A 26,271-nucleotide genomic window follows, 5' to 3' on the forward strand; every position below is an offset into this window, starting at 1 on the left:
TGTCAACTAAAAACTTCGCTACAATGGGTGTACCTTTTGTTAAGAGACATCCATTGTGGCGTTACTCATCATTACCACAATTCTGTGGGCCTTTTCCTTTAGCCTGTTTGGCGAGTACCTTGCCGGTCATGTCGATAGCTATTTTGCGGTGCTGGTGCGCGTTGGGCTGGCTGCGCTGGTGTTCCTGCCGTTTCTACGTACTCGTGGGCACAGCGTAAAAACGATCGGGCTGTATATGCTGGTGGGTGCCATGCAGCTTGGCATTATGTACATGCTGAGTTTTCACGCCTATCTGTACCTGACGGTTTCAGAACTGCTGCTCTTTACCGTGCTGACGCCGCTCTACATTACGCTGATTTATGATCTGATGAGCGGACGTCGTCTGCGCTGGAGTTACGCCTTTAGTGCGTTACTGGCGGTGATTGGTGCGGGGATCATTCGTTACGATCAGGTGACCAGCCACTTCTGGACCGGTCTGCTGCTGGTGCAGTTGTCCAATATCAGCTTTGCCATTGGTATGGTGGGCTATAAACGTCTGATGGAGACGCGGCCAATGCCGCAGCACAACGCCTTTGCCTGGTTTTATATGGGCGCCTTTATGGTGGCTGTCGTGGCCTGGTTCATGCTGGGCAATGCGCAGAAAATGCCTGCAACCACGCTACAGTGGGGAATTCTGGTCTTTCTTGGCGTGGCGGCGTCCGGCATTGGTTACTTTATGTGGAACTACGGTGCGACCCAGGTGGATGCGGGCACGCTGGGCATCATGAACAATATGCATGTCCCTGCCGGACTGCTGGTTAACCTTGCTATCTGGCATCAACAACCTCACTGGCCAAGCTTCATCATTGGTGCGGCTGTGATAGTGGCTTCACTGTGGGTACATCGAAAGTGGGTCGTTCCGCACTCCGTACAAACGGCAGGTGATCGCAGGCGTGATTCCGCGCTGAGCGAATAAACGCTTCTGTGACCGGCTGTCGCTGCTCGCCATCACGCACGGCGGCGTACAGTCGGCTCCACAATCCATCACCCAGGGTTTTGGTCACTACCAGGCCCTGGCGTTCAAAACTCTCCACCACCCAGTGAGGTAACGCCGCGATACCCATTCTGGCTGCAACCATCTGAATCAGCAGCAAGGTGTTATCCACGCTTTTCAGCGACGGACTAACGCCTGCAGGTTGCAGGAAATGCCGCCATACATCCAGTCGACTCCGTTGCACCGGGTAAATGAGCAGCGTCTCGCTGGCCAAATCTTCTGGCGTGATTTGCGTTTTGCTAGCCAACGGATGGTCAGGCGCCAGTACCAGGCGGACTTCAAAATCGAACATCGGCGAGTAGTGCAATCCGCTGCGCGGCAAGATGTCGGAGGTTAACACCAGATCCAGCTCATCCTGCTGTAGCGCTGGTTGCGGATCGAACGTCACGCCGGATTTAAAGTCCATCTCCACCTGCGGCCAGTTGGCACGAAAATTCTCCAGCGCGGGCGTCAGCCATTGAATACAACTGTGACATTCAATCGCGATTCGCAACCGGGTTTGCTGCGGTTCGTTGCAGGCCTGCAGCGCACGACCAATTTGCGGCAACACCTGATTGGCTAACTGCAGCAGGATTTCTCCCTGCGGCGTAAAGCGCAGAGGCTGGCTTTTACGGATAAAAAGTCGAAAGCCAAGGCGCTGCTCCAGATCGCTGAACTGGTGAGAAAGGGCGGATTGGGTCTGATGCAACGTCGCCGCTGCGGCTGCCAGAGAACCACTATTCCGCAACGCCTGGAGCGTTTTCAGGTGTTTAATCTCGATCATGAAAGTCCTTCACTTCGGCATGAACAAATTGCGCTTGAGGAATATACAGTAACCGCCAATTATGGATGTGTAAACATCTGGACGTCCAAAACTCGTCATATTTCGGCTTGCAGATGCGTTGGCTTCCTCGCTTACCCCAGTCACTTACTTCAGTAAGCTCCTGGGGATGCGCTGTGTCGCCGCCTTCCTGCAAACCGAACTATTTAGAGTTTTTGCTTCAGATTCAATAAAATAAGAGAGGAAGAAAAATGACAATATTGAATCACACCCTCGGTTTCCCTCGCGTTGGCCTGCGTCGCGAGTTGAAGAAAGCGCAAGAAAGCTACTGGGCGGGAAATTCTTCCCGTGAAGATTTGCTGACCGTTGGCCGCGAGCTGCGTGCCCGCCACTGGGATCAGCAGAAGCAGGCGGGCGTTGACCTGCTGCCGGTGGGTGATTTTGCCTGGTACGATCACGTGCTGACCACCAGCCTGCTGCTCGGCAACGTTCCGGCTCGCCATCAAAATAAAGACGGCTCGGTCGATATCGATACCTTATTCCGCATTGGCCGTGGCCGCGCACCAACGGGTGAACCCGCGGCGGCGGCAGAAATGACCAAATGGTTTAACACCAACTATCACTACATGGTGCCAGAGTTCACTAAAGGTCAGCAGTTCAAACTGACCTGGACCCAACTGCTGGATGAAGTGGACGAAGCGCTGGCGCTCGGTCACAAAGTGAAGCCTGTGTTGCTGGGGCCGGTAACCTACCTGTGGTTGGGTAAAGTGAAAGGCGAGCAGTTTGACCGTCTGAGCCTGTTGAACGACATTCTGCCGGTTTACCAGCAGGTGCTGGCCGAGCTGGCGAAACGCGGTATTGAGTGGGTGCAGATTGACGAACCCGCTCTGGTGCTGGAATTGCCGCAAGCGTGGCTGGAGGTCTTCAAACCAGCTTATGACGCGCTGACGGGTCAGGTGAAGCTGCTACTGACCACTTACTTCGAAGGCGTAACGCCAAACCTGGATACCATTACCGCCCTGCCGGTACAGGGGCTGCACGTTGACTTCGTGCACGGCAAAGATGATGCAGCCGAGCTGCACTCGCGTCTGCCAGTCGACTGGCTGCTGTCAGCGGGGCTGGTGAACGGCCGCAACGTCTGGCGTGCCGATCTCAGCGAAAAATACGCACAAATCAAAGATATCGTCGGGAAACGTAACCTGTGGGTGGCTTCTTCCTGCTCCCTGCTGCATAGCCCAATCGATCTCAGTGTGGAAACCCGCCTTGATGCAGAAGTTAAGAGCTGGTTTGCCTTCGCTCTGCAAAAATGCGGCGAGCTGGCGCTGCTGCGCGATGCGTTGAATAGCGGTGATACGGCGGCAATTGCCGAGTGGAGCGCACCGATTCAGGCTCGTCGTCACTCTACCCGAGTACACAACGCCGCAGTGGAAAAACGTCTGGCGGCAATCACCGCCCAGGACAGCCAGCGCGCTAACGCTTACCCGGTTCGCGCCGAGGCGCAACGTGCCCGCTTTAATCTGCCGGCATGGCCGACTACGACTATCGGTTCATTCCCGCAAACCACGGAAATTCGCGGATTACGCCTGGACTTCAAAAAGGGCAACCTGGATGCTGGTAACTATCGCACCGGAATTGCGGAACATATCAAACAGGCGATTGTTGAACAGGAACGTCTGGGTCTCGACGTGCTGGTACACGGTGAAGCCGAGCGTAATGACATGGTCGAATACTTTGGTGAGCACCTGGACGGTTTCGTCTTTACCCAAAACGGTTGGGTGCAGAGCTACGGCTCTCGCTGCGTGAAGCCGCCGGTGGTGATTGGCGACGTCAGCCGCCCGGAAGCGATCACCGTGGAGTGGGCGAAATATGCCCAGTCGCTGACCGACAAACCGGTAAAAGGCATGCTGACCGGTCCGGTGACCATTCTCTGCTGGTCATTCCCGCGTGAAGACGTGACGCGTGAAACCATCGCGAAGCAGATTGCGCTGGCGCTGCGTGATGAAGTGGCGGATCTGGAAGCGGCGGGTATCGGCATCATCCAGATTGATGAACCGGCACTGCGCGAAGGTCTGCCGCTGCGTCGCAGCGACTGGGCGGCGTATCTGGAGTGGGGCGTGGAAGCCTTCCGCATTAACGCGGCGGTAGCGAAGGATGAAACCCAGATCCACACCCACATGTGTTATTGCGAGTTCAACGACATCATGGACTCCATTGCGGCGCTGGATGCGGACGTGATTACCATTGAAACCTCGCGCTCTGATATGGAGTTGCTGGAATCGTTTGAAGAGTTCGACTATCCGAACGAAATCGGGCCGGGCGTATACGATATTCACTCGCCGAACGTCCCGAGCGTGGAGTGGATTGAAGCCCTGTTGAAGAAAGCCGAGCTGCGCATTCCAGCAGAACGTCTGTGGGTGAACCCGGACTGCGGCCTGAAAACCCGCGGCTGGCCGGAAACCCGTGCCGCGCTGGCGAACATGGTCAAAGCGGCGCAGAATTTGCGTCAGGCGTAATTCGGTGCCCGGGAAGCGCTGGGGCTTACCCGGGTTACAGGAAATCGCAATAGTTGTAGGCCCGGTCAGGCGTCGCTGCCACCGGGCAATTAACGTTTATTTCTTCCCACCGTATTGCACGAACCACTCCAGCATTCTCTGCCAACCGTCTTTCGCGGACTCTTCGTGATAGCTCGGGCGATAATCGGCGTTGAACGCATGTCCGGCATCGGGATAGACCACGATTTCCGCTTTAGCATTGGCGGCGCGCAGTGCCTGGCGCATTGTTTCAACGGTATCTTGCGGAATGCTGGTGTCCTGGCCGCCATAAAGCCCCAAAACGGGGGCGTTAAGATCGGTTGCGATATCAACGGGATGTTTTGGCGAGTTAAGGGTTTTATCACCCACCAGTTTGCCATACCACGCCACGGCCGCTTTTAACTGCGGATTATGTGCGGCATACAGCCAGGTGATGCGCCCACCCCAGCAAAATCCGGTGATCATCAACTGGTGTGCATCTCCTCCGTTGCGGGAGGCCCAGCTAGCGACGTGGTCCAGATCGGCCAGTACCTGAGAGTCGGGCACTTTGGCGACAAGGCCACTAAGCAGCGTAGGGATATCGGCAAAGTCATTGGGATCGCCTTCGCGAAAATAGAGTTCTGGTGCGATAGCCAGATACCCTTCCAGAGCCAAACGACGGCAAACGTCACGAATGTGCTCATGAATACCAAAAATCTCCTGCACGACAATGACTACGGGCAGCAGGCCATCAGTCTGTTTTGGTCGTGCGTGATACGCTGGCATATCATCGCCTTGTGAAGGTATGGACGTTACACCGGCGATAATTGCATTATCCGGGGTGTGAACCGTGGTAGACGTCGGTGGAGATACAGCAGGTGCAAAGCCAGATTGTCGTGTTGTCATGGTATTCTCCGTACCCTTAAATATTCAGCAAAAAAGCGCATTGTTAACTATAGACACATGCAACGAACCACATTGCCTTAAACGGGCTATCTTTTGTGCAGGGCTTCCTTACATCACATCATTTATGTGACATTAATCACTTTTTGATGGTAATTGAATGCAATTGATTTACATCATAGTGATGACTGTCACGAAAATATGTTTATGCCTTCGGTAAAGTGTGTTTTTGCTTCTTCTGACAAAACCGATTCACAGAGGAGTTTTTATGTCTAAGTCTGATGTTTTTCATCTCGGCCTCACTAAGAACGATTTACAAGGGGCTACGCTTGCTATCGTCCCTGGCGACCCGGAGCGTGTGGAAAAGATCGCCGCGCTGATGGATAAGCCGGTTAAGCTGGCATCTCATCGCGAGTTCACCACCTGGCGTGCTGAGCTGGATGGTAAAGCCGTGATCGTTTGTTCTACCGGTATCGGCGGCCCGTCCACCTCTATTGCCGTAGAAGAACTGGCACAGCTGGGCATTCGTACCTTCCTGCGTATCGGTACGACTGGCGCTATCCAGCCGCATATCAACGTAGGTGATGTACTGGTTACCACTGCATCTGTTCGTCTGGACGGTGCAAGCCTACACTTCGCACCAATGGAATTCCCGGCCGTTGCGGACTTCGAGTGCACCACCGCGCTGGTGGAAGCGGCGAAATCTATCGGCGCCACCACTCACGTGGGGGTCACCGCGTCTTCTGACACCTTCTACCCGGGCCAGGAGCGTTATGACACCTTCTCTGGTCGCGTCGTGAGCCGTTTCAAAGGCTCAATGGAAGAGTGGCAGTCTATGGGCGTCATGAACTACGAAATGGAATCTGCTACGCTGCTGACCATGTGCGCAAGCCAGGGTCTGCGTGCCGGTATGGTCGCAGGTGTTATCGTGAACCGTACTCAGCAAGAGATCCCTAATGCGGAAACGATGAAACAAACGGAAAGTCACGCGGTGAAAATCGTGGTTGAAGCCGCGCGTCGTTTACTGTAATTCCCCCTTCTATTCAAAAAGGCCGACGCGTTCGGCCTTTTTATTTTGCGTAGTGCCTCGCAGGAAATTCCTTTTAAACTGGACGTTTATACAGCACAATTCTATTTTGTGCGGGTAAGTCGTTGCTGTAAGGGGGCGTTGTGGATATTTCAATTATGATGAGTGCCGTGTTGGCGTTAGCCGCAGGGCTACTGGTAGGGTGGCTGGCGACAAAAGCACGCGCCGATCAAATCCGTGCCGACCTCATCGAAGAGCGACGTGAACTGGATATTGCGCTAAGCGCCGCTCGCCAGCAGCTCTCGCAGGAAGCTCACTGGCGTGATGAGTGCGAACTACTCAATAACGAATTACGCAGTCTGCACAGTATCAACACCTCTCTGGAAGCCGATCTCCGTGAAGTCACTACCCGGCTGGAAGCAACCCAACAGCATGCGGAAGATAAAATCCGCCAGATGATCAACAGCGAACAGCGTCTGAGCGAACAGTTTGAAAATCTGGCGAATCGTATTTTTGAGCACAGCAACCGCCGTGTTGATGAGCAAAATCGCCAAAGTCTGAACAGCCTGCTTGCGCCGCTTCGTGAACAACTGGACGGTTTTCGTCGCCAGGTTCAGGATAGCTTTGGTAAAGAGGCGCAAGAACGCCATACCCTGGCGCACGAAATTCGTAATCTCCAGCAACTGAATGCGCAGATGGCGCAGGAAGCGGTAAACCTGACGCGGGCATTAAAAGGCGATAACAAAACGCAGGGTAACTGGGGAGAGGTCGTACTCACGCGGGTACTCGAAGCCTCTGGTCTGCGTGAAGGTTATGAATATGAAACCCAGGTTAGCATCGAAAACGACGCCCGTTCGCGAATGCAGCCTGATGTCATCGTTCGGCTACCGCAGGGTAAAGATGTGGTGATCGATGCGAAAATGACGCTGGTCGCCTATGAGCGCTATTTTAACGCAGAAGATGAATACACCCGCGAAAGTGCATTGCAGGAGCACATCGCCTCGGTGCGCAACCATATTCGACTACTGGGTCGCAAAGATTATCAGCAGCTTCCTGGGCTGCGTACGCTTGACTATGTGTTGATGTTTATCCCCGTTGAGCCCGCTTTTTTGCTGGCGCTCGACAGACAGCCCGAACTGATTACCGAAGCGCTTAGAAATAACATTATGCTGGTGAGTCCTACCACGCTGTTGGTGGCATTGCGCACGATCGCCAACCTGTGGCGCTACGAGCATCAGAGTCGTAATGCGCAACAAATTGCCGATCGGGCCAGCAAACTTTATGACAAGATGCGGTTGTTTGTGGATGATATGTCGGCAATAGGCCAAAGCCTGGACAAAGCCCAGGACAACTACCGACAGGCGATGAAAAAACTCTCTTCCGGTCGTGGAAACGTCCTGTCGCAGGCAGAAGCGTTTCGTAGTTTAGGCGTGGAAATTAAGCGCGAGATTAATCCTGAGCTGGCTGAACAAGCTACTACACAGGATGAAGAATACCGCTTGCGCTCGGTCCCTGAGACGCAACAAGATGCGTCTTACCCCGAGGATGAAGCGATAAATCAGCAATCAAACTAGTCCATTTGGGGTAGTTGAACCCGGTAGAAGGGTAGGGCAAATTGGCCCAATCTGTTACACTTCTCGAACATTTTTTGGATGAGCAGGCACTGAGATGGTGGATAATTCACAAGAAACGACGCACTTTGGCTTTCAGACCGTCGCTAAAGAGCAGAAAGCTGACATGGTGGCCCACGTTTTTCATTCTGTGGCGTCTAAATATGACGTTATGAATGACTTAATGTCATTTGGCATTCATCGTTTGTGGAAGCGCTTCACCATTGATTGCAGTGGCGTGCGTCGCGGGCAAACCGTTCTCGATTTAGCAGGCGGTACCGGCGATCTGACGGCGAAATTCTCTCGCATGGTTGGTGAAACCGGCAAAGTTGTGCTGGCGGATATCAATGACTCAATGCTCAAAATGGGTCGCGAAAAGCTGCGTAATATTGGCGTGGTAGGTAACGTTGAGTACGTTCAGGCGAATGCGGAAGCATTACCTTTCCCTGACAACACGTTTGACTGCATCACCATCTCTTTCGGTCTGCGCAACGTAACGGATAAAGACAAAGCATTGCGCTCCATGTACCGCGTATTGAAGCCGGGCGGACGTCTACTGGTGCTGGAATTCTCCAAACCCATCATCGAACCGTTGAGCAAAGCCTACGACGCATACTCTTTCCATGTTCTGCCGCGCATAGGTTCAATGGTAGCAAGCGATGCGGACAGCTACCGTTATTTGGCGGAGTCCATCCGTATGCATCCCGATCAGGACACCTTAAAAGCAATGATGCAAGATGCCGGGTTCGAAAGCGTTGATTACTACAACCTGACAGCAGGTGTCGTTGCGCTGCATCGTGGTTACAAGTTCTGACAGGAGAGTGGGGATGCCTTTAAAACCCTTAGTAACCGCAGGCGTTGAAAATCTGCTCAACACCTTTCTGTACCGTTCTCCTGCGCTGAAGTCAGCCAGAACGCGTTTACAAGGGAAGGTGCTGCGTGTTGATCTCAAAGGATTTTCAACACCGTTAGTCCTGGTGTTTAGCGAGCGCCAGGTCGATGTGCTGGGGGCATGGGAAGGCGAAGCCGATTGCACCGTAATCACATATGCCAGTGTGTTACCGAAATTGCGTGACCGACAGCAACTCACCACGCTTATCCGCAGCGGTGAGCTGGAAGTCCAGGGCGATATCCAGGTAGTACAGAACTTTGTTGCGCTGGCCGATCTGGCGGAGTTGGATCCTGCAGAACTGTTAGCACCCTATACCGGCGATATCGTCGCGGAAGGGGTCAGCAAAGTCTTGCGTGGTGGAGCGAAGTTCCTGTGCCATAACTTTCAGCGCCAGCAGCGCTATGTCGCCGAAGCGATCACTGAAGAGTGGCGCATGGCTCCTGGTCCACTAGAGGTTGCATGGTTTGCTGAAGAAACGGCAGCAGTTGAGCGCGCGGTTGAATCTCTGGCCAAACGGCTGGAAAAACTGGAGGCCAAATGACGCCAGGTGAAGTACGGCGCCTTTATTTCATCATTCGCACTTTTTTAAGCTACGGTCTTGATGAACTCATCCCCAAAATGCGAATCACGCTGCCGCTTCGGTTGTGGCGTTACTCGTTGTTCTGGATGCCCAACCGACATAAAGATAAACCGCTGGGAGAAAGGCTGAGACTGGCTTTACAGGAACTCGGCCCGGTGTGGATCAAGTTTGGGCAAATGCTCTCTACCCGTCGTGACCTTTTCCCTCCGCACATCGCCGATCAGCTTGCGCTATTGCAGGATCGGGTTGCCCCGTTCGATGGGCTTAGAGCGAAAAAACAAATCGAAGAGGCTATGGGCGGGCTGCCCGTCGAGGAATGGTTTGATGATTTTGAGATCACGCCGCTGGCATCTGCGTCTGTTGCTCAGGTCCACACTGCGCGGTTGAAATCGAATGGCAAAGAGGTGGTGATCAAAGTTATTCGCCCGGACATACTTCCGGTCATCAAAGCGGATTTAAAACTGATCTACCGCCTGGCTCGTTGGGTTCCTCGTCTGCTGCCAGATGGGCGTCGCCTGCGACCAACAGAAGTCGTCCGTGAATATGAAAAAACGTTGATCGATGAACTGAATCTGCTGCGCGAATCGGCGAACGCCATTCAGCTACGACGTAATTTTGAAGATAGTCCGATGCTGTACATCCCGGAAGTGTATTCCGACTATTGCAGTCAGAACATGATGGTGATGGAGCGCATTTACGGCATCCCGGTTTCAGATGTCACCACGCTTGAGAAGAACGGCACCAATATGAAATTGTTGGCCGAGCGTGGTGTTCAGGTCTTCTTTACTCAGGTATTCCGCGACAGCTTTTTCCATGCGGATATGCACCCCGGGAACATTTTTGTCAGTTATGAGCACCCTGAAAACCCGAAATACATTGGTATTGATTGTGGGATTGTGGGCTCTTTAAACAAAGAAGATAAGCGTTACCTGGCTGAAAACTTCATTGCGTTCTTTAACCGCGATTACCGCAAAGTTGCTGAACTGCACGTGGATTCTGGTTGGGTTCCGCCGGATACCAACGTAGAAGAGTTTGAATTTGCCATTCGTACCGTGTGCGAGCCGATTTTTGAAAAACCGCTGGCGGAGATTTCCTTTGGTCACGTGCTGCTGAATCTGTTCAACACTGCGCGCCGCTTCAATATGGAAGTTCAGCCTCAACTGGTATTGCTCCAGAAGACGCTGCTGTACGTAGAAGGTGTCGGACGACAACTCTACCCGCAGTTAGATTTGTGGAAAACGGCTAAGCCATTCCTCGAATCCTGGATTAAAGATCAGGTCGGTATTCCGGCGCTCGTTAGGGCATTTAAAGAAAAAGCACCGTTCTGGGTCGAAAAAATGCCAGAAATACCTGAACTGGTGTATGACAGTTTGCGCCAGGGCAAATATTTACAGCACAGTGTTGATAAGATTGCCCGCGAGCTTCACGCGAATCATGTACGCCAGGGACAATCCCGTTATTTATTGGGCATTGGCGTAACATTGTTGCTAAGTGGAACATTCCTGCTGGTAAGCCGCCCTGAGTGGGGGCTTATGCCGGGCTGGTTAATGGCGGGAGGCGTCATAGCCTGGTTGATCGGCTGGCGCAAAATGCGCTGAATTTTTCATCGCCCAAGGCAGGTCGTGTAACGTATACTACGGCCTTATTAATTCATCATCTATGACAGAGGAACATGTATGGGTGGTATCAGTATTTGGCAGTTGTTGATCATTGCCGTCATCGTTGTACTGCTATTTGGCACCAAGAAACTCGGCTCCATCGGTTCCGATCTTGGCGCGTCGATCAAAGGCTTCAAAAAAGCGATGGGTGATGATGAGCCTAAGCAAGATAAAACCAGCCAGGACGCTGATTTTACTGCTAAATCCATCACCGATAAGCAGGGTGAAGTGAAAAAGGAAGACGCCAAAAGCCAAGATAAAGAGCAGGTATAATCCGTGTTTGATATCGGTTTTAGCGAACTGTTATTGGTGTTCGTGATCGGCCTCATTGTTCTGGGGCCGCAACGATTACCTGTAGCGGTAAAAACGGTTGCTGGCTGGGTTCGCGCTTTGCGTTCCCTTGCAACTACTGTTCAGAATGAACTGACCCAGGAGCTTAAGCTTCAGGAGTTTCAGGACAGCCTGAAGAAAGTAGAGAAAGCGAGCCTGACAAATCTGACCCCGGAGCTGAAAGCGTCAATGGATGAGCTGCGTGAAGCGGCGGAATCGATGAAGCGTTCTTACAGCGTGCACGATCCTGAGAAAGCGAGCGATGAAGCGCACACTATCCATAATCCGGTGGTGAAAGACGGTGAAGCGCAGCGAGAAGGGGTCACCCCTGCCGCCGCTGAAAACCAGGCCAGTTCGCCGGAGCAAAAACCGGAATCCACGGGTGCTAAAACGCCAGAGCCAAAGGAAAACACTTCCGCAACGTTAATGGATGCAGATAAGAAAGCTGCCGCACCTGTTGTCGAATCCTCCCCCTCGTCGAGTGATAAACCGTAAACATGGCTGTAGAAGATACCCAACCGCTCATTACGCATCTTATTGAACTGCGTAAGCGACTCCTGAACTGCATCATTGCGGTTATCGTGATCTTTCTGGCGTTGGTTTACTTTGCCAACGACATTTACCATATGGTTGCGGCGCCGCTGATTAAACAGATGCCGCAGGGTGCAACGATGATCGCCACCGATGTGGCCTCGCCGTTCTTTACCCCAATAAAGTTGACCTTCATGGTGTCGCTGATCCTGTCAGCGCCAGTGATCCTCTACCAGGTGTGGGCATTTATTGCGCCTGCTTTGTATAAACATGAACGTCGACTGGTTGTGCCGCTGCTGGTTTCCAGTTCGTTGTTGTTCTACATCGGCATGGCATTCGCCTATTTTGTCGTCTTTCCGTTGGCGTTTGGTTTTCTGGCCAACACGGCTCCGCAAGGCGTGCAGGTATCGACGGACATTGCCAGCTATCTCAGTTTCGTAATGGCGCTGTTTATGGCTTTCGGTGTCTCTTTTGAGGTCCCTGTCGCCATTGTGCTGCTATGCTGGATGGGCATTACAACACCTGAAGATTTACGTAAGAAACGACCTTACGTTGTGGTGGGCGCATTCGTCGTCGGGATGTTACTGACTCCGCCAGATGTCTTCTCGCAAACGTTGTTGGCGATACCGATGTACTGCCTGTTTGAAGTGGGCGTTTTCTTCTCTCGTTTCTATGTCGGTAAGCGACGTACGCGAGATGAGGACAACGAGGCTGAAGAAGCAAAAGAAGCCGAAGCCACCGAGAAAACAGAAGAGTAAATTCAACCGCCCGTCAGGGCGGTTGTCATATGGGAGGTAGCATGTTTGATATTGGCGTTAATTTAACCAGTTCACAATTTGCGAAAGACAGGGATGATGTTGTGGCGCGCGCCTTTGCTGCGGGCGTAAACGGTATGCTTCTGACCGGAACAAACCTGCACGAAAGCCAGCAGGCGCTGAAGTTGGCGCAACATTATCCACATTGCTGGTCCACGGCTGGCGTGCACCCGCATGACAGTAGCCAATGGCAATCCTCAACGGAAGACGAGATTATCGCGCTGGCAAACCAGTCTGAGGTGGTCGCTATTGGCGAGTGCGGTCTGGATTTCAATCGCAATTTCTCCACGCCACAGGAGCAGGAACGTGCTTTTGAGGCACAACTGCGCATTGCCGCTGAACTGCAGATGCCGATTTTCATGCATTGTCGGGATGCCCATGAGCGTTTTCTGACGTTGCTGGAGCCGTGGCTGGACAGCCTGCCCGGCGCGGTGCTGCACTGTTTCACCGGCTCGCGCCAGGAGATGCAGGACTGCGTGGACCGAGGGCTTTATATTGGTATTACCGGCTGGGTCTGTGATGAGCGTCGGGGGATGGAACTGCGGGAACTGCTGCCGTTTATTCCGGTAGAAAGACTACTGATCGAAACTGATGCGCCTTACCTACTTCCTCGCGACTTAACGCCTAAACCGACGTCACGGCGCAATGAACCGGCGCACCTGCCACATATTCTTGAGCGTATTGCCCACTGGCGCGGAGAAGATCCTCAATGGCTGTCAGCCACCATTGATGCTAACGTCAGAACGCTGTTCGAAGTGACCTTCTAAACGGCTTAAATTTTTCGAAAGCCGGTATTTTTCACGCTCTGCTTAACCTCTTTATTCAACAGGTTAAGCAGTAGCATGGAACGCGCTTCGCCATCCGGTTCGGTGAAGATCGCTTTTAGCCCCTCAAACGCCCCTTCAGTAATAATCACGCTGTCCCCTGGCTGAGGAGTTTGCGGGTCAACAATTCCTTCAGGCTTGTAGATAGAAAGCTGGTGAATAACGGGAGAAGGGACGGTCGCAGGCGTCGCGCCAAAACGGACGAAATGGCTGACACCACGCGTGGCGTTGATGGTGGTGGTGTGGATCACTTCCGGGTCGAACTCGACAAACATGTAATTAGGGAATAGTGGTTCACTGACTGTGGTACGTTTACCGCGCACTATTTTTTCCAGGGTGATCATAGGCGTCAGGCAGTTCACCGCCTGTCTTTCCAGGTGTTCCTGGGCTCGCTGAAGTTGCCCACGTTTGCAGTACAGTAAATACCAGGATTGCATAATAACTCTTATCCGCTTGTTCTGAGCGCCAGCATAGCAAAAGCCATGCGTTAAGTTAATTATACCCGCCTCAACGCAGGCTGAAACCCAATGGGTATATACTCCCAGGGCTTATATGTATCGCCAGAGTTCACGCTAATTTAACAAAAATACAGCATCACAATGATGAACGCCGTATAATGAAGCGCTTACGAAGAGGCCACAATGGACGCCATGAAATATCACGATTTACGCGACTTCCTGACGCTGCTTGAACAGCAGGGCGAGCTCAAACGCATTTCGCTTGAGGTGGATCCCCACCTGGAAATTACTGAAATTGCCGATCGCACCCTGCGTGCCGGTGGGCCTGCGTTGCTGTTTGAGAATCCGAAAGGCTATTCAATGCCGGTGCTGTGTAACCTGTTTGGCACACCAAAGCGTGTTGCGATGGGGATGGGACAAGAAGATGTCTCGGCGCTACGAGAAGTCGGTAAACTGTTGGCGTTTTTGAAAGAGCCAGAGCCACCGAAAGGATTCCGCGATCTGTTTGATAAGCTGCCGCAGTTTAAGCAGGTGTTGAACATGCCGACTAAGCGGTTGCGCGGTGCACCTTGTCAGCAAAAAATCTACTCGGGCGATGACGTTGATTTAAACCGCATTCCGATTATGACCTGCTGGCCGGAAGATGCCGCGCCGCTGATTACCTGGGGGCTCACCGTAACGCGTGGTCCGCATAAAGAGCGGCAGAATCTGGGCATCTATCGTCAGCAGCTGATTGGCAAAAACAAGCTCATTATGCGCTGGCTGTCCCATCGCGGCGGTGCGCTTGATTACCAGGAGTGGTGCGCAGCGCATCCGGGCGAACGCTTCCCGGTTTCTGTGGCGTTAGGAGCCGATCCTGCGACCATTCTGGGGGCCGTGACGCCGGTTCCTGATACATTATCCGAGTACGCATTTGCCGGGCTGTTGCGCGGAACCAAGACCGAAGTAGTTAAATGTATTTCCAACGACCTGGAAGTGCCTGCCAGTGCAGAAATCGTGCTGGAAGGGTACATTGAACCGGGCGAGCTGGCTCCGGAAGGGCCGTATGGCGATCATACCGGCTACTACAACGAAGTAGATAGCTTCCCGGTCTTTACCGTCACGCACATTACCCAGCGCGAAGATGCGATTTATCACTCTACCTATACCGGACGTCCGCCAGATGAGCCCGCGGTACTCGGCGTGGCGCTGAACGAAGTTTTCGTTCCTATTCTGCAAAAGCAGTTCCCGGAGATTGTCGATTTTTATCTACCTCCGGAAGGCTGTTCATATCGCCTGGCCGTCGTGACGATGAAAAAACAGTACGCTGGTCATGCCAAACGCGTCATGATGGGTGTCTGGTCGTTTTTGCGTCAGTTTATGTACACCAAATTTGTTATTGTTTGCGATGATGACGTCAACGCACGTGACTGGAATGATGTGATTTGGGCAATTACTACCCGTATGGACCCGGCCCGGGATACGGTACTGGTAGAGAATACGCCAATTGATTACCTGGACTTTGCCTCGCCGGTTTCCGGCCTTGGTTCAAAAATGGGGCTGGATGCCACAAATAAATGGCCGGGCGAAACCCAACGTGAATGGGGACGTCCGATTAAAAAAGATCCTGAAGTGACTGCGCGCATTGACGCAATTTGGGATGAACTGGCCATCTTTAATGACGGCAAAAGCGCCTGAGGCGCGATCGTTTTGCCTATTGATCCGACAGAGAGAGCGCATGACAACCTTAAGCTGTAAAGTGACCTCGGTAGAAGCTATCACTGACACCGTATATCGCGTTCGTTTAGTGCCAGACGCGGCGTTTTCCTTTCGTGCTGGCCAGTATTTAATGGTCGTGATGGACGAAAGGGATAAGCGTCCGTTCTCCATGGCATCAACGCCGGACGAGCAAGGATTCATTGAGCTGCACGTTGGCGCCTCTGAGCTAAATCTTTATGCCATGGCCGTGATGGACCGTATTCTGAAAGACCGGGAGATCAAGGTCGACATTCCGCATGGCGAAGCCTGGCTGCGTGATGAAGACGAGCGCCCGCTGATCCTGATTGCCGGTGGTACAGGGTTCTCTTACGTGCGTTCCATTCTGCTTACCGCGCTGGCGCGCAATCCAAATCGCGATATCACCATTTACTGGGGCGGGCGCGAAGAGAAGCATCTCTACGATCTCTCCGAGCTGGAAGCGCTGTCTGTGAACCACCCGAATCTGCGCGTTGAGCCAGTGGTGGAACAGCCTGAAGACGGCTGGCGTGGTCGTACGGGAACCGTGTTAACGGCAGTATTGCAGGATTACGGTACCCTGGCGGAGCATGATATCTACATCGCTGGTCGTTTCGAAATGGCCAAAATCGCGCGCGATCTGTTCTGTAATGAACGCAGTGCGCGTGAAGATCGCCTGTTTGGCGACGCTTTCGCGTTCATTTAAGCGCTGTGCGCCGGAGTCCTTCCGGCGCATTCATCACCAACCTTACTTCTTCTAACAGGGTGCAAGCCCGATCTCGTTGTTTCTCTTTTTTACCACGTTTTTTAGTAAACATATTTTTCCTATCTATTAATCACAAAACTTAGCTTTTGTGACAGGCCTCTTTTTGTTTAGTAAACAAAATTGGCAAACTAGACGCAATCAAATTGCGAGGCGCAAACGAGGAAAACCATGAGGCTCGGACTGGATATTGGCGGGACTAAAATCGAAGCGGTGGTGATTGATAACGCGGGTGAAATTGTTTACCGCGAGCGATGCGCGACACCAAAGCAGAGTTACGGTGATTTTTTCCAGGCCGTGACGGAGATGATTGCTAAGGCCAGACTGGCCGTTAATCAGCCTTTATCGGTTGGCATTGGGGTGCCTGGCGCGGTGGATAGCGAGGGGTTAATTAAGAACTCCAACATCCTGGTGCTCAATCAACAGGCCTTTGCGCAAGACCTTGAGCGAGCGTTAGGAATGCCCGTGCCTGTTACTAATGATGCCAACTGCTTTACCTTGTCGGAAGCGATGGACGGTAGCGGACACGGGCATAGCGTGGTATTTGGCGTGATCCTCGGTACCGGTTGCGGCGGTGGACTATGCATCGATAACCGCTTGATCTCTGGACCTAACGCCTGCGCAGGAGAGTGGGGGCATAATGCATTGCCGCGCTACCACGAATCTCAGGACGGGGCTGGAGTGACATGCTATTGCGGGCAGTTGAACTGTATTGAGAGCTTTATTTCCGGCAGCGGTCTGGAACGCCAGTACCTGAATCACACCGCGCAGCATGTGGGTGTGCCACAAATTATGCAACAGGTAGAATCGGGTGATGCGGATGCCTGCTTTGTATGGAAACGCTATTGCGATCAACTGGCGCGTGCGTTGGCGGGCGTGGTGAATACGCTCGATCCCGATGTTATCGTGCTAGGGGGCGGGGTATCCAATATCGATTTACTGTATTCGGGTTTACAGGCGCGAGTGGCGCAGTACGTATTTGGTAAGCAGTGCCGCACACCGATTGTTCGGGCCCGTCACGGCGACAGCAGCGGCGTACGCGGTGCGGCCTGGCTGGGGGCGCAACAAGCCATAGTAGAATCAATGAGAGTGAAATGACGAAACCTGTACGTATCAGAGATATTGCCGAAGCTTGTGGTGTTTCAGTTGGTGCAGTTTCCCGCGCCCTAAAAGGGCAGCCGGGGCTACGTGAAGACACCCGGCTGCGCATTATTTCTGTGGCGCAGCAGCAGGGTTATGATTTTTCCCGTCTGCGTACTGACAAGATCAAACGCGTCCTGTTTTTGCTTCACCGCCAGCACAATATCAGCCGGGCATTGCCGTTTTATTCTCAACTACTGCTGGGGATAGAAGATAACTGTCGTGACCATGGTATTGCGCTGAGCTTTCTCTCCATTGGTCCAGGCGATGTAGTGAGTGAGCAGGTGCTGCTGCACCAGCCTGATGCACTGATCTGTGCCGGATTTTTTGAGCCTGAATTACTTGGCTTGCTGCAACAGATGAAGCTGCCGTTGGTGCTGGTGGATCTCTGGGCGCCGGGCCTGCCTTGCGTGAACCCGGATAACACTCAGGGTGGGTATCTGGCCACGCAACATTTGATTGCACAAGGTCGCAGCCGTATTGCTTTTCTTGCCAGCACGCTTGCGCACTACAGCATCCGTCAGCGCGAGAAGGGCTACCGTCAGGCATTGTATGAGGCCCGTTTGCTCATGCCGCCAGAGTATGAAGCCGTTGCGCCGCCGCTGTTGGATACCGATCAATCTCTTGTTGAGGCGGTAAATGAGCTACTCAGATTGCCGGAGCCGCCCGACGCTATTTTTGCCTATAACGATGCGGCAGCGCTGGTTGTTCAACGGGTGTGCGCACAGCAGGGGATACGCATCCCGGAAGATCTCGCGCTGGTGGGGTTTGATGATATCGATGCTGCGGCCTGGTCACATCCACCACTCACTACTATTGCGGTTGATAAACAACAATTGGGGCGTGAAGCGCTGCGTTTATTGCTGGAAGAAAATCAGGAAGAGAATCTGCTGTTGCCGGTGCAGTTAGTGGTGCGAGGTAGTTCAGAGAAATAAAAAACCCGCCCCTGACAGGCGGGAAGAACGGCAACTAAATTGTTATACAATGGCATTTGTGTTGTAGGCCGGATAAGACGCATCAGCGTCGCCATCCGGCATAGTCGCCGGGGGCGCTTCGCTTGCCCGGCCTACAATAAGTCACATGCTTTGATTAAACTCGCTCAAATACCGTCGCGATGCCCTGGCCTAACCCGATACACATCGTCGCCAGGCCAAACTGTACGTCTTTGCGTTCCATCAGATTGAGCAAGGTGGTGCTGATACGCGCCCCGGAGCAACCCAGCGGATGACCCAAAGCGATCGCCCCGCCGTTGAGGTTGATCTTCTCATCGATCTGCTCCATCAGCCCCAGATCTTTAATGCACGGCAGGATCTGAGCGGCAAAGGCTTCGTTCATCTCAAACAAACCGATATCGCTGGTGGAGAGTCCCGCTTTTTTCAGCGCCAGTTTTGAGGCCGGAACCGGACCATAACCCATAATTGACGGGTCACAGCCAACAACAGCCATCGAACGGATTCGGGCACGCGGCGTCAGACCCAGCTCACGGGCGCGGCTTTCGCTCATGACCAGCATCGCTGCTGCGCCGTCGGAGAGCGCGGAGGAGGTACCGGCAGTGACCGTTCCGCTAACCGGATCGAACGCCGGGCGCAGGGTGGAGAGCGCTTCAACGGTTGTCTCTGGGCGGATAACCTCATCGTAGTTAAACTGCTTCAGCACGCCGTCGGCATCATGGCCACCGGTCGGGATGATTTCGTTTTTAAATGCGCCAGACTGTGTTGCAGCCCAGGCACGAGCATGTGAACGTGCGGCGAAAGCGTCCTGCATTTCACGGCTGATGCCGTGCATGCGAGAGAGCATTTCCGCAGTCAGACCCATCATTCCCGCGGCTTTTGCCACGTTGCGGCTCATGCCCGGATGGAAATCAACGCCGTGACTCATTGGCACATGGCCCATATGTTCCACGCCGCCAATCAGGCACGCCTGAGCATCGCCGGTCATGATCATACGTGCCGCGTCGTGCAGCGCCTGCATTGATGAACCGCACAGGCGGTTGACTGTGACGGCCGGAACGGAGTGCGGAACTTCCGCCAGCAGCGCGGCGTTACGGGCGATGTTGAAACCCTGCTCCAGCGTTTGCTGCACGCAGCCCCAGTAAATATCATCAAGCGCGGATGGCTCCAGCGCAGGATTTCGCGCCAGCAGGCTACGCATTAAGTGTGCGGAGAGATCTTCTGCCCGCACGTTACGAAACGCGCCCCCTTTCGAACGGCCCATCGGGGTACGGATCGCATCAACAATTACAACCTGTTCCATTGTGACTCCTTAAGCCGTTTTCAGGCTGCCAACCGGGCGGGCAGGCTCAACCTGGGGATAATACGGTTCGTTATGGCGCGCCTTATCACGCAGACCAGCCGGAACTTCATACAGTGCTCCGAGGTGCTGATACTGCTGGGCCATATCGAGATACTTCGCGCTGCCGAGCGTATCCAACCAGCGGAACGCGCCACCATGGAACGGAGGGAAGCCCAGGCCATAAACCAGCGCCATATCGGCTTCTGCCGGGCTGGCGATAATGCCTTCTTCCAGACAACGCACCACTTCGTTGACCATTGGGATCATCATGCGGGCGATAATCTCTTCATCGCTGAAGTCGCGTTTCGGCTGGCTGACTTCTGCCAGCAGATCGTCAACGGTGGCATCCTCTTCTTTCTTCGGCTTGCCCTTGTTGTCTTCTTTATAACGCCAGAATCCAAGACCGTTTTTCTGTCCGAAACGGTTCGCATCAAACAGGGCGTCTATCGCGTCGCGATAATCTTTCTGCATACGCTGAGGGAAGCCTGTGGACATCACTGCCTGCGCGTGATGCGCGGTATCAATTCCCACCACGTCCAGCAGATAAGCCGGGCCCATCGGCCAGCCAAACTGTTTTTCCATGACTTTGTCGATTTTGCGGAAATCCGCCCCATCGCGCAGCAGCTGGCTGAAACCGGCAAAATACGGGAACAGCACGCGGTTCACGAAGAAACCAGGGCAGTCGTTGACCACAATTGGCGTTTTGCCCATCTGGCTTGCCCAGGCGACAACTTTGGCGATGGTTTCATCCGAGCTTTTCTCGCCGCGAATGATCTCAACCAGTGGCATGCGGTGTACTGGGTTAAAGAAGTGCATTCCACAGAAGTTTTCCGGGCGCTTGAGCGCGCTGGCCAGCTCGTTGATTGGGATGGTAGAGGTATTCGACGCCAGTACGGTGCCCGGGCGTACCTGATCTTCGGTTTCCGCCAGTACCGCTTTTTTCACTTTCGGGTTTTCCACGACCGCTTCAACCACCACGTCCACACGCTCAAAACCGCTATAGTCGAGGGTTGGATGAATAGTGGAAATCACGCCCGCCATTTTCAGACCGTCAATTTTGCCGCGCTCAAGCTGTTTGTTCAGCAGCTTGGCCGCTTCGGTCATGCCCAGCGTTAATGATTTGTCGTTGATATCTTTCATGACAACCGGCACGCCTTTCCAGGCTGACTGGTAAGCGATGCCGCCGCCCATAATGCCCGCGCCCAGCACCGCGGCTTGCTTCGGTGCTTCAATATTTTTGGTGAGCTTTTTGGCTTTGGCTTTCACGAACTGATCGTTAAGGAAGATCCCTACCAGCGCGCGGGCTTCACTGGTGTGCGCCAGTGGAACAAAGCTTTTATTTTCCAGATTCAGCGCTTCTTCACGACCAAAACGGGCTGCTGCTTCAATGGTTTTTACCGCGGTAATCGGTGCGGGGTAATGTTTACCAGCCGTCTGCGCTACCATGCCTTTAGCGATGGTAAAGCTCATCGCCGCTTCAATTTTGCTGAGTTTCAACGGCTCCAGTTTCGGCTGACGTTTGGCTTTCCAGTCGAGGTCGCCGTTAATCGCCTGACGTAATACCGCGATCGCGCCATCAAGCAGTTTGTCTTGCTTCACTACGCCATCGACCAGGCCGATTTTTAGCGCCTGCTCAGCACCAACATCCTTACCTGCCGCAATAATTTCCAGCGCGCTGTCCGCACCCAGCATACGTGGCATACGCACGGAGCCGCCAAAGCCCGGCATAATGCCCAGCTTGGTTTCCGGCAGGCCAATGCGCAGGTCCGGCGTTGCCAGACGATAATCGGTTGCCAGAACACACTCGCAGCCGCCACCCAGCGCGTAGCCGTTTACCGCTGACAGGGTCGGAACAGGCAGATCTTCGAGGCGATTAAAGACGCTGTTGGCAAAATGCAGCCACTGGCTCAGTTGTTCTTCAGGCACGAGGAACAGTGAAAGGAATTCGGTGATATCGGCACCAACAATAAAGGCTGCTTTGTTAGAACGCAGCAGCAGCCCTTTTAAATTCGATTGTTTTTCCAGCACATCAAGCGCATGGCCCAGGCTGGCAACGGTTGCCGTGTCGAGTTTATTGACCGAACCAGGGGCATCGAACACCAGTTCGGCGATGCCATCTTCCAGCCAGTCGAGGTACAGGGTGTCGCCTTTGTAAAGCATGTCAGTCTCCTGAATCCGCAAGGTGATCTGGTCATACCAGATGAATCGAAGTGTGTGTTTTATGTTAATAAAATGCAAATGAATGATTAAAGAAATGACGATTCGATCACGCTCGGCAGAAATCACGCACTCACAAAGCGATGTGCTAAGATGCGGAGACTTGAGGTCAAAAAACAGAAGGATAGAAAATGGAATCGCTGGCCGCACTCTATAAAAATCATATCGTTACCTTACAGGAACGGACGCGCGACGCGCTGGAGCGCTTCAAGCTGGATGCGTTACTTATTCACTCAGGCGAACTTGTTAACGTCTTTCTCGACGATCATCCGTACCCGTTTAAGGTCAATCCGCAATTCAAAGCCTGGGTGCCTGTCACGCAGGTTCCTAACTGCTGGTTGCTGGTGGATGGCGTAAACAAGCCGAAACTATGGTTCTACTTGCCGGTTGATTACTGGCACAACGTTGAGCCGCTGCCTACTTCCTTCTGGACGGAAGAAATTGAGATCATCGCGCTGCCGAAAGCAGATGGTATCGGTAGCCAACTGCCTGCTGCTCGCGGCAATATCGGTTACATCGGCCCGGTTCCTGAACGTGCACTGCAACTGGACATCGCGGCCAGCAACATCAACCCGAAAGAGGTGATCGACTACCTGCATTATTACCGTGCTTATAAAACTGATTACGAACTGGCCTGTATGCGCGAAGCGCAGAAAATGGCGGTAAATGGACACCGTGCCGCAGAAGAAGCGTTCCGTTCCGGAATGAGCGAGTTTGACATCAACCTCGCTTACCTGACTGCCACCGGTCACCGCGACACCGACGTGCCATACAGCAACATCGTGGCGCTTAACGAGCATGCTTCGGTGCTTCATTACACCAAGCTGGATCATCAGGCACCGTCTGAAATCCGCAGCTTCCTGCTCGACGCTGGTGCGGAATACAACGGTTATGCGGCAGATCTGACGCGTACCTGGTCGGCGAAAAGCGACAATGACTATGCGCATCTGGTGAAAGACGTTAACGACGAAGAGCTGGCGCTGATTGCCACCATGAAAGCAGGCACCAGCTACGTGGATTATCACATTCAGTTCCATCAGCGCATCGCGAAGCTGCTGCGTAAGCATCAAATCATCACTGATATGAGTGAAGAGGCGATGGTGGAAAACGATCTTACCGGGCCGTTTATGCCGCACGGTATTGGCCACCCGCTGGGTCTGCAGGTGCATGATGTCGCTGGCTTTATGCAGGATGACAGCGGTACTCATCTGGCCGCGCCGTCGAAGTATCCTTACCTGCGTTGCACCCGCGTACTGCAACCAGGCATGGTTCTGACCATCGAACCGGGCATCTACTTCATTGAATCTCTGCTGGCGCCGTGGCGTGAAGGACAGTTCAGCAAGCACTTCAACTGGCAGAAAATTGAAGCCCTGAAACCGTTCGGCGGTATTCGTATTGAAGACAACGTGGTGGTCCACGAGAACAATATCGAAAACATGACGCGGGATTTGAAACTGGCGTAATGGACAGTTGGTTAATCCCTGCGGCGCCGGTCAGCGTCGTTGAAGAGATCAAAAAAAGCCGCTTCATTACGCTGCTTGCCCATACGGACGGCGTAGAAGCGGCAAAGGCGTTTGTTGAGTCAGTCAAAGCGGAACACCCTGACGCCCGCCACCATTGTGTGGCGTGGGTGGCGGGTGCGCCCAATGACTCGCAGCAGCTAGGATTTTCAGACGATGGCGAACCGGCGGGTACGGCAGGTAAACCGATGCTCGCGCAGCTGATGGGGAGCGGTGTCGGCGAGATTACCGCTGTAGTCGTGCGCTACTACGGCGGTATCCTTCTCGGTACTGGAGGGTTGGTAAAAGCCTACGGTGGCGGTGTGAATCAGGCGTTGCGCCAGTTAACGACACAGCGCAAGACGCCATTAACCGAATATACTTTGCAGTGTGAGTACGGTCAGCTGGCAGGCATTGAAGCCTTGCTGGGGCAGTTTGACGGTAAAGTCGTTGCCAGTGATTACCAGGCTTTTGTTCGGCTCAGGGTGGCGCTTCCTTTTGCCAGAGTGGATGAGTTTTCGGCAAAACTGGCGGATTTTAGTCGTGGTTCATTGCAATTGTTAGCGATTGAAGAATAATCCCCACCTCATTTTAAAGAACTAAGGAAGCGGCAGAGATGCATTTTCGCGCCATCACCCGAATCGTTGGACTACTGGTCATCTTATTCTCGGGGACAATGATTATCCCCGGACTGGTAGCGCTCATCTACCGCGATGGGGCAGGGCGTGCATTCACCCAAACTTTCTTCGTTGCTCTGGCGATCGGCTCCATGCTGTGGTGGCCAAACCGTAAAGAGAAGGGTGAACTGAAATCGCGCGAAGGATTTCTGATTGTCGTTTTGTTCTGGACCGTTCTGGGCAGTGTGGGTGCGCTACCGTTCATCTTTGCGGAAAGCCCTAACCTGACGATAACCGACGCTTTTTTTGAATCCTTTTCCGGATTAACCACTACAGGTGCGACGACGCTGGTGGGGCTGGATTCATTGCCACACGCGATTCTCTTTTATCGCCAGATGCTGCAATGGTTCGGCGGGATGGGGATCATCGTGCTGGCGGTGGCTATCCTGCCTATTCTTGGCGTTGGTGGGATGCAGCTCTATCGTGCAGAAATGCCGGGGCCGCTGAAAGATAATAAAATGCGCCCGCGTATTGCCGAAACGGCGAAAACGCTGTGGCTAATCTATGTATTGCTGACGGTGGCGTGCGCGCTGGCGCTATGGTTTGCCGGGATGCCCGCGTTTGACGCCATTGGGCACAGTTTTGCCACAATCGCCATCGGTGGTTTTTCCACACACGATGCCAGCGTGGGGTATTTCGACAGTCCCACGATTAACACTATCATTGCTATCTTCTTGCTGATCTCCGGTTGTAACTATGGTCTGCACTTCTCTTTATTAAGTGGGCGTAGTCTGAAGGTCTACTGGCGGGATCCGGAATTCCGCATGTTTATCGGCGTGCAGCTGACGCTGGTGGCAGTCTGTACGTTGGTGCTATGGATACACGATACCTATGGCTCGGCGCTCACGACGATCAACCAGGCCTTTTTCCAGGTGGTATCGATGGCGACGACCGCCGGATTTACCACGGACAGTATTGCCCGCTGGCCCTTGTTCCTGCCAGTGCTGTTGCTGTGTTCTGCTTTTATCGGCGGCTGTGCCGGGTCGACGGGCGGTGGCTTGAAGGTGATTCGTATCCTGCTGCTGTTTAAGCAGGGTAACCGCGAATTGAAACGACTGGTCCATCCGAATGCGGTTTACAGTATCAAACTGGGTAACCGTGCGTTGCCGGAGCGAATTCTTGAAGCCGTATGGGGATTCTTCTCTGCCTATGCGCTGGTCTTTATTATCAGTATGCTGGCGATTATTGCGACCGGTGTTGATGACTTCTCCGCGTTTGCCTCCGTAGTGGCAACGTTGAATAACCTGGGGCCCGGACTGGGGGTTGTCGCTGACAACTTTGCCAGTATGAACCCTGTGGCGAAGTGGATCCTGATTGCCAATATGCTGTTTGGTCGTCTGGAGGTCTTTACTCTGCTGGTGCTCTTTACCCCTACCTTCTGGCGTGAATAATGGAGTAACACGTGAAAACACTGATTCTTTTTTCTTCCCGGGACGGACAAACGCGTGAAATCGCTGAATATCTGGCTTCTGAACTCAAAGAGCTGGGCGTTTGGGCAGATGTTGTTAATTTGCATCGTACTGCGGAGCCGGACTGGCAAAATTATGACAGCGTGGTAATTGGCGCCTCGATTCGCTACGGTCATTACCATGCTGCTTTTCAGGAGTTTGTGAAAAAGCATGCCACACGGCTGAATTCGATGCCGAGCGCGTTCTACTCCGTAAACCTGGTTGCCCGTAAACCGGAGAAACGTACGCCGCAAACCAACAGCTATGCGCGTAAGTTCCTGATGAGTTCGCCGTGGCGACCAGACCACAGTGCAGTTATTGCGGGTGCTTTGCTGTATCCACGCTATCGCTGGTATGACCGAGTTATGATCCAACTGATAATGAAGATGTCAGGTGGTGAAACGGATACGAATAAAGAAGTGGTGTATACCGATTGGGAACAGGTTGCGAGATTCGCGCGGGAAATAGCCCAATTAACCAACAAAGCGTCGTTAAAATAAGCGTAAAGAATAAAAAATACGCACTCGGAAGATTATTTTAAATTTCCCCTTGTCAGCCTGAAATAACTCCCTATAATGCGCCTCCACTGAC

24 protein-coding genes are annotated in these 26,271 nt (G+C 53.2%); 19 read left to right on the forward strand and 5 right to left on the reverse strand.

Going from position 1 to position 26,271, the window contains the following annotated elements; genetic code table 11:
- Positions 1-55: 55 nt before the first annotated feature.
- Positions 56-955 carry a carboxylate/amino acid/amine transporter gene (locus OGX89_RS16920; protein WP_003828930.1) on the forward strand — a complete coding sequence of 300 codons (900 nt, stop codon included), beginning with the start codon at positions 56-58 and terminating at the stop codon, positions 953-955.
- Here the strand turns inward: OGX89_RS16920 and metR are convergent.
- Positions 843-1,796 carry an HTH-type transcriptional regulator MetR gene (gene metR, locus OGX89_RS16925; protein WP_003017908.1) on the reverse strand — a complete coding sequence of 318 codons (954 nt, stop codon included), beginning with the start codon at positions 1,794-1,796 and terminating at the stop codon, positions 843-845. The genes OGX89_RS16920 and metR overlap by 113 nt on opposite strands.
- Positions 1,797-2,044: 248 nt before the next feature.
- Between metR and metE the strand changes: the two genes are divergently transcribed.
- A complete protein-coding gene (metE, locus tag OGX89_RS16930; RefSeq protein WP_126957719.1) occupies positions 2,045-4,306 on the forward strand; it encodes a 5-methyltetrahydropteroyltriglutamate--homocysteine S-methyltransferase in 2,262 nt (753 codons plus the stop codon).
- 96 nt (positions 4,307-4,402) lie between these two features.
- On the opposite strand, the gene OGX89_RS16935 is transcribed toward metE, so the two are convergent.
- Entirely contained in the window at positions 4,403-5,209 is an 807-nt protein-coding gene (locus tag OGX89_RS16935; protein ID WP_003828924.1) for a dienelactone hydrolase family protein, read from the reverse strand.
- 265 nt (positions 5,210-5,474) lie between these two features.
- Between OGX89_RS16935 and udp the strand changes: the two genes are divergently transcribed.
- From udp to tatD, 9 genes are all read left to right on the forward strand, one after another.
- Positions 5,475-6,236 carry a uridine phosphorylase gene (gene udp / locus OGX89_RS16940; protein WP_003828923.1) on the forward strand — a complete coding sequence of 254 codons (762 nt, stop codon included), beginning with the start codon at positions 5,475-5,477 and terminating at the stop codon, positions 6,234-6,236.
- A 140-nt stretch (positions 6,237-6,376) separates the two neighbouring features.
- A complete protein-coding gene (gene rmuC, locus OGX89_RS16945) occupies positions 6,377-7,807 on the forward strand; it encodes a DNA recombination protein RmuC (RefSeq protein ID WP_122973913.1) in 1,431 nt (476 codons plus the stop codon).
- Between the two features lie 94 nt (positions 7,808-7,901).
- A complete protein-coding gene (gene ubiE, locus OGX89_RS16950; RefSeq protein ID WP_003017897.1) occupies positions 7,902-8,657 on the forward strand; it encodes a bifunctional demethylmenaquinone methyltransferase/2-methoxy-6-polyprenyl-1,4-benzoquinol methylase UbiE in 756 nt (251 codons plus the stop codon).
- Between the two features lie 13 nt (positions 8,658-8,670).
- Positions 8,671-9,276: a ubiquinone biosynthesis protein UbiJ gene (ubiJ, locus tag OGX89_RS16955; protein WP_003828918.1), complete on the forward strand. Its 606-nt coding sequence runs from the start codon at positions 8,671-8,673 to the stop codon at positions 9,274-9,276.
- On the forward strand, positions 9,273-10,913 hold the full coding sequence (gene ubiB, locus OGX89_RS16960) for a ubiquinone biosynthesis regulatory protein kinase UbiB (protein WP_126957717.1): 1,641 nt from the start codon (positions 9,273-9,275) through the stop codon (positions 10,911-10,913). Before ubiJ ends, ubiB begins: the two co-directional genes overlap by 4 nt.
- Before the next feature lie 78 nt (positions 10,914-10,991).
- Positions 10,992-11,246 (forward strand): Sec-independent protein translocase subunit TatA, encoded by a 255-nt coding sequence (gene tatA, locus OGX89_RS16965; protein ID WP_003017888.1) that lies wholly within the window; start codon positions 10,992-10,994, stop codon positions 11,244-11,246.
- 3 nt (positions 11,247-11,249) lie between these two features.
- Positions 11,250-11,798 carry a Sec-independent protein translocase protein TatB gene (tatB, locus tag OGX89_RS16970; protein ID WP_126957715.1) on the forward strand — a complete coding sequence of 183 codons (549 nt, stop codon included), beginning with the start codon at positions 11,250-11,252 and terminating at the stop codon, positions 11,796-11,798.
- Between the two features lie 2 nt (positions 11,799-11,800).
- Positions 11,801-12,592 (forward strand): Sec-independent protein translocase subunit TatC, encoded by a 792-nt coding sequence (gene tatC, locus OGX89_RS16975; protein ID WP_003828911.1) that lies wholly within the window; start codon positions 11,801-11,803, stop codon positions 12,590-12,592.
- Between the two features lie 41 nt (positions 12,593-12,633).
- Entirely contained in the window at positions 12,634-13,416 is a 783-nt protein-coding gene (gene tatD, locus OGX89_RS16980; protein ID WP_126957713.1) for a 3'-5' ssDNA/RNA exonuclease TatD, read from the forward strand.
- A gap of 5 nt (positions 13,417-13,421) precedes the next feature.
- Here tatD and rfaH read toward each other — a convergent pair whose 3' ends face one another.
- Positions 13,422-13,910 (reverse strand): transcription/translation regulatory transformer protein RfaH, encoded by a 489-nt coding sequence (gene rfaH, locus OGX89_RS16985; RefSeq protein WP_003017881.1) that lies wholly within the window; start codon positions 13,908-13,910, stop codon positions 13,422-13,424.
- A gap of 204 nt (positions 13,911-14,114) precedes the next feature.
- Between rfaH and ubiD the strand changes: the two genes are divergently transcribed.
- The 4 genes from ubiD (at position 14,115) to OGX89_RS17005 (ending at position 18,482) form a co-directional block, all read left to right on the forward strand.
- A complete protein-coding gene (gene ubiD, locus OGX89_RS16990) occupies positions 14,115-15,608 on the forward strand; it encodes a 4-hydroxy-3-polyprenylbenzoate decarboxylase (RefSeq protein ID WP_003828905.1) in 1,494 nt (497 codons plus the stop codon).
- A gap of 40 nt (positions 15,609-15,648) precedes the next feature.
- Entirely contained in the window at positions 15,649-16,350 is a 702-nt protein-coding gene (gene fre, locus OGX89_RS16995; RefSeq protein ID WP_003828903.1) for an NAD(P)H-flavin reductase, read from the forward strand.
- 228 nt (positions 16,351-16,578) lie between these two features.
- Positions 16,579-17,505: an ROK family protein gene (locus OGX89_RS17000; RefSeq protein WP_126957711.1), complete on the forward strand. Its 927-nt coding sequence runs from the start codon at positions 16,579-16,581 to the stop codon at positions 17,503-17,505.
- The gene (locus tag OGX89_RS17005) at positions 17,502-18,482 is read left to right on the forward strand and encodes a LacI family DNA-binding transcriptional regulator (RefSeq protein ID WP_126957709.1); all 981 of its coding nucleotides are present in this window, start codon (positions 17,502-17,504) and stop codon (positions 18,480-18,482) included. Before OGX89_RS17000 ends, OGX89_RS17005 begins: the two co-directional genes overlap by 4 nt.
- Before the next feature lie 154 nt (positions 18,483-18,636).
- Here the strand turns inward: OGX89_RS17005 and fadA are convergent, their stop codons facing one another.
- Together fadA and fadB are read right to left on the reverse strand one after the other, a co-directional pair.
- Positions 18,637-19,800, reverse strand: coding sequence for an acetyl-CoA C-acyltransferase FadA (gene fadA / locus OGX89_RS17010; RefSeq protein WP_003828895.1), 1,164 nt, complete (start codon positions 19,798-19,800; stop codon positions 18,637-18,639).
- Between the two features lie 9 nt (positions 19,801-19,809).
- Positions 19,810-21,999, reverse strand: a complete 2,190-nt coding sequence (gene fadB / locus OGX89_RS17015; protein ID WP_286560820.1) for a fatty acid oxidation complex subunit alpha FadB — start codon at positions 21,997-21,999, stop codon at positions 19,810-19,812.
- A gap of 188 nt (positions 22,000-22,187) precedes the next feature.
- Between fadB and pepQ the strand changes: the two genes are divergently transcribed.
- From pepQ to hemG, 4 genes are read left to right on the forward strand one after another with little or no spacing between them, the layout of a single operon-like run.
- Positions 22,188-23,519: a Xaa-Pro dipeptidase gene (gene pepQ / locus OGX89_RS17020; RefSeq protein ID WP_126957697.1), complete on the forward strand. Its 1,332-nt coding sequence runs from the start codon at positions 22,188-22,190 to the stop codon at positions 23,517-23,519.
- Complete coding sequence (locus OGX89_RS17025; RefSeq protein ID WP_003828888.1) at positions 23,519-24,133, forward strand: IMPACT family protein; 615 nt, start codon at positions 23,519-23,521, stop codon at positions 24,131-24,133. The genes pepQ and OGX89_RS17025 overlap by 1 nt, the downstream gene beginning before the upstream one ends.
- Positions 24,134-24,171: 38 nt before the next feature.
- Positions 24,172-25,623 carry a Trk system potassium transporter TrkH gene (gene trkH, locus OGX89_RS17030; RefSeq protein WP_126957695.1) on the forward strand — a complete coding sequence of 484 codons (1,452 nt, stop codon included), beginning with the start codon at positions 24,172-24,174 and terminating at the stop codon, positions 25,621-25,623.
- Between the two features lie 11 nt (positions 25,624-25,634).
- Positions 25,635-26,180, forward strand: a complete 546-nt coding sequence (gene hemG, locus OGX89_RS17035; protein WP_003828882.1) for a menaquinone-dependent protoporphyrinogen IX dehydrogenase — start codon at positions 25,635-25,637, stop codon at positions 26,178-26,180.
- Positions 26,181-26,271: the final 91 nt, after the last annotated feature.

The organism is Citrobacter sp. Cpo103 (assembly GCF_030332605.1).
GTDB lineage: Bacteria > Pseudomonadota > Gammaproteobacteria > Enterobacterales > Enterobacteriaceae > Citrobacter > Citrobacter portucalensis.

Excerpts from the sequence above, each read along its gene's own strand:
- metR (WP_003017908.1), bottom strand. The coding sequence starts at position 1,796 with ATGATCGAGATTAAACACCTGAAAACGCTCCAGGCGTTGCGGAATAGT.
- metE (WP_126957719.1), top strand. The coding sequence starts at position 2,045 with ATGACAATATTGAATCACACCCTCGGTTTCCCTCGCGTTGGCCTGCGT.
- OGX89_RS16935 (WP_003828924.1), bottom strand. The coding sequence starts at position 5,209 with ATGACAACACGACAATCTGGCTTTGCACCTGCTGTATCTCCACCGACG.
- udp (WP_003828923.1), top strand. The coding sequence starts at position 5,475 with ATGTCTAAGTCTGATGTTTTTCATCTCGGCCTCACTAAGAACGATTTA.
- ubiE (WP_003017897.1), top strand. The coding sequence starts at position 7,902 with ATGGTGGATAATTCACAAGAAACGACGCACTTTGGCTTTCAGACCGTC.
- ubiJ (WP_003828918.1), top strand. The coding sequence starts at position 8,671 with ATGCCTTTAAAACCCTTAGTAACCGCAGGCGTTGAAAATCTGCTCAAC.
- ubiB (WP_126957717.1), top strand. The coding sequence starts at position 9,273 with ATGACGCCAGGTGAAGTACGGCGCCTTTATTTCATCATTCGCACTTTT.
- tatA (WP_003017888.1), top strand. The coding sequence starts at position 10,992 with ATGGGTGGTATCAGTATTTGGCAGTTGTTGATCATTGCCGTCATCGTT.
- tatC (WP_003828911.1), top strand. The coding sequence starts at position 11,801 with ATGGCTGTAGAAGATACCCAACCGCTCATTACGCATCTTATTGAACTG.
- tatD (WP_126957713.1), top strand. The coding sequence starts at position 12,634 with ATGTTTGATATTGGCGTTAATTTAACCAGTTCACAATTTGCGAAAGAC.
- rfaH (WP_003017881.1), bottom strand. The coding sequence starts at position 13,910 with ATGCAATCCTGGTATTTACTGTACTGCAAACGTGGGCAACTTCAGCGA.
- ubiD (WP_003828905.1), top strand. The coding sequence starts at position 14,115 with ATGGACGCCATGAAATATCACGATTTACGCGACTTCCTGACGCTGCTT.
- fre (WP_003828903.1), top strand. The coding sequence starts at position 15,649 with ATGACAACCTTAAGCTGTAAAGTGACCTCGGTAGAAGCTATCACTGAC.
- OGX89_RS17000 (WP_126957711.1), top strand. The coding sequence starts at position 16,579 with ATGAGGCTCGGACTGGATATTGGCGGGACTAAAATCGAAGCGGTGGTG.
- OGX89_RS17005 (WP_126957709.1), top strand. The coding sequence starts at position 17,502 with ATGACGAAACCTGTACGTATCAGAGATATTGCCGAAGCTTGTGGTGTT.
- fadA (WP_003828895.1), bottom strand. The coding sequence starts at position 19,800 with ATGGAACAGGTTGTAATTGTTGATGCGATCCGTACCCCGATGGGCCGT.
- fadB (WP_286560820.1), bottom strand. The coding sequence starts at position 21,999 with ATGCTTTACAAAGGCGACACCCTGTACCTCGACTGGCTGGAAGATGGC.
- pepQ (WP_126957697.1), top strand. The coding sequence starts at position 22,188 with ATGGAATCGCTGGCCGCACTCTATAAAAATCATATCGTTACCTTACAG.
- OGX89_RS17025 (WP_003828888.1), top strand. The coding sequence starts at position 23,519 with ATGGACAGTTGGTTAATCCCTGCGGCGCCGGTCAGCGTCGTTGAAGAG.
- trkH (WP_126957695.1), top strand. The coding sequence starts at position 24,172 with ATGCATTTTCGCGCCATCACCCGAATCGTTGGACTACTGGTCATCTTA.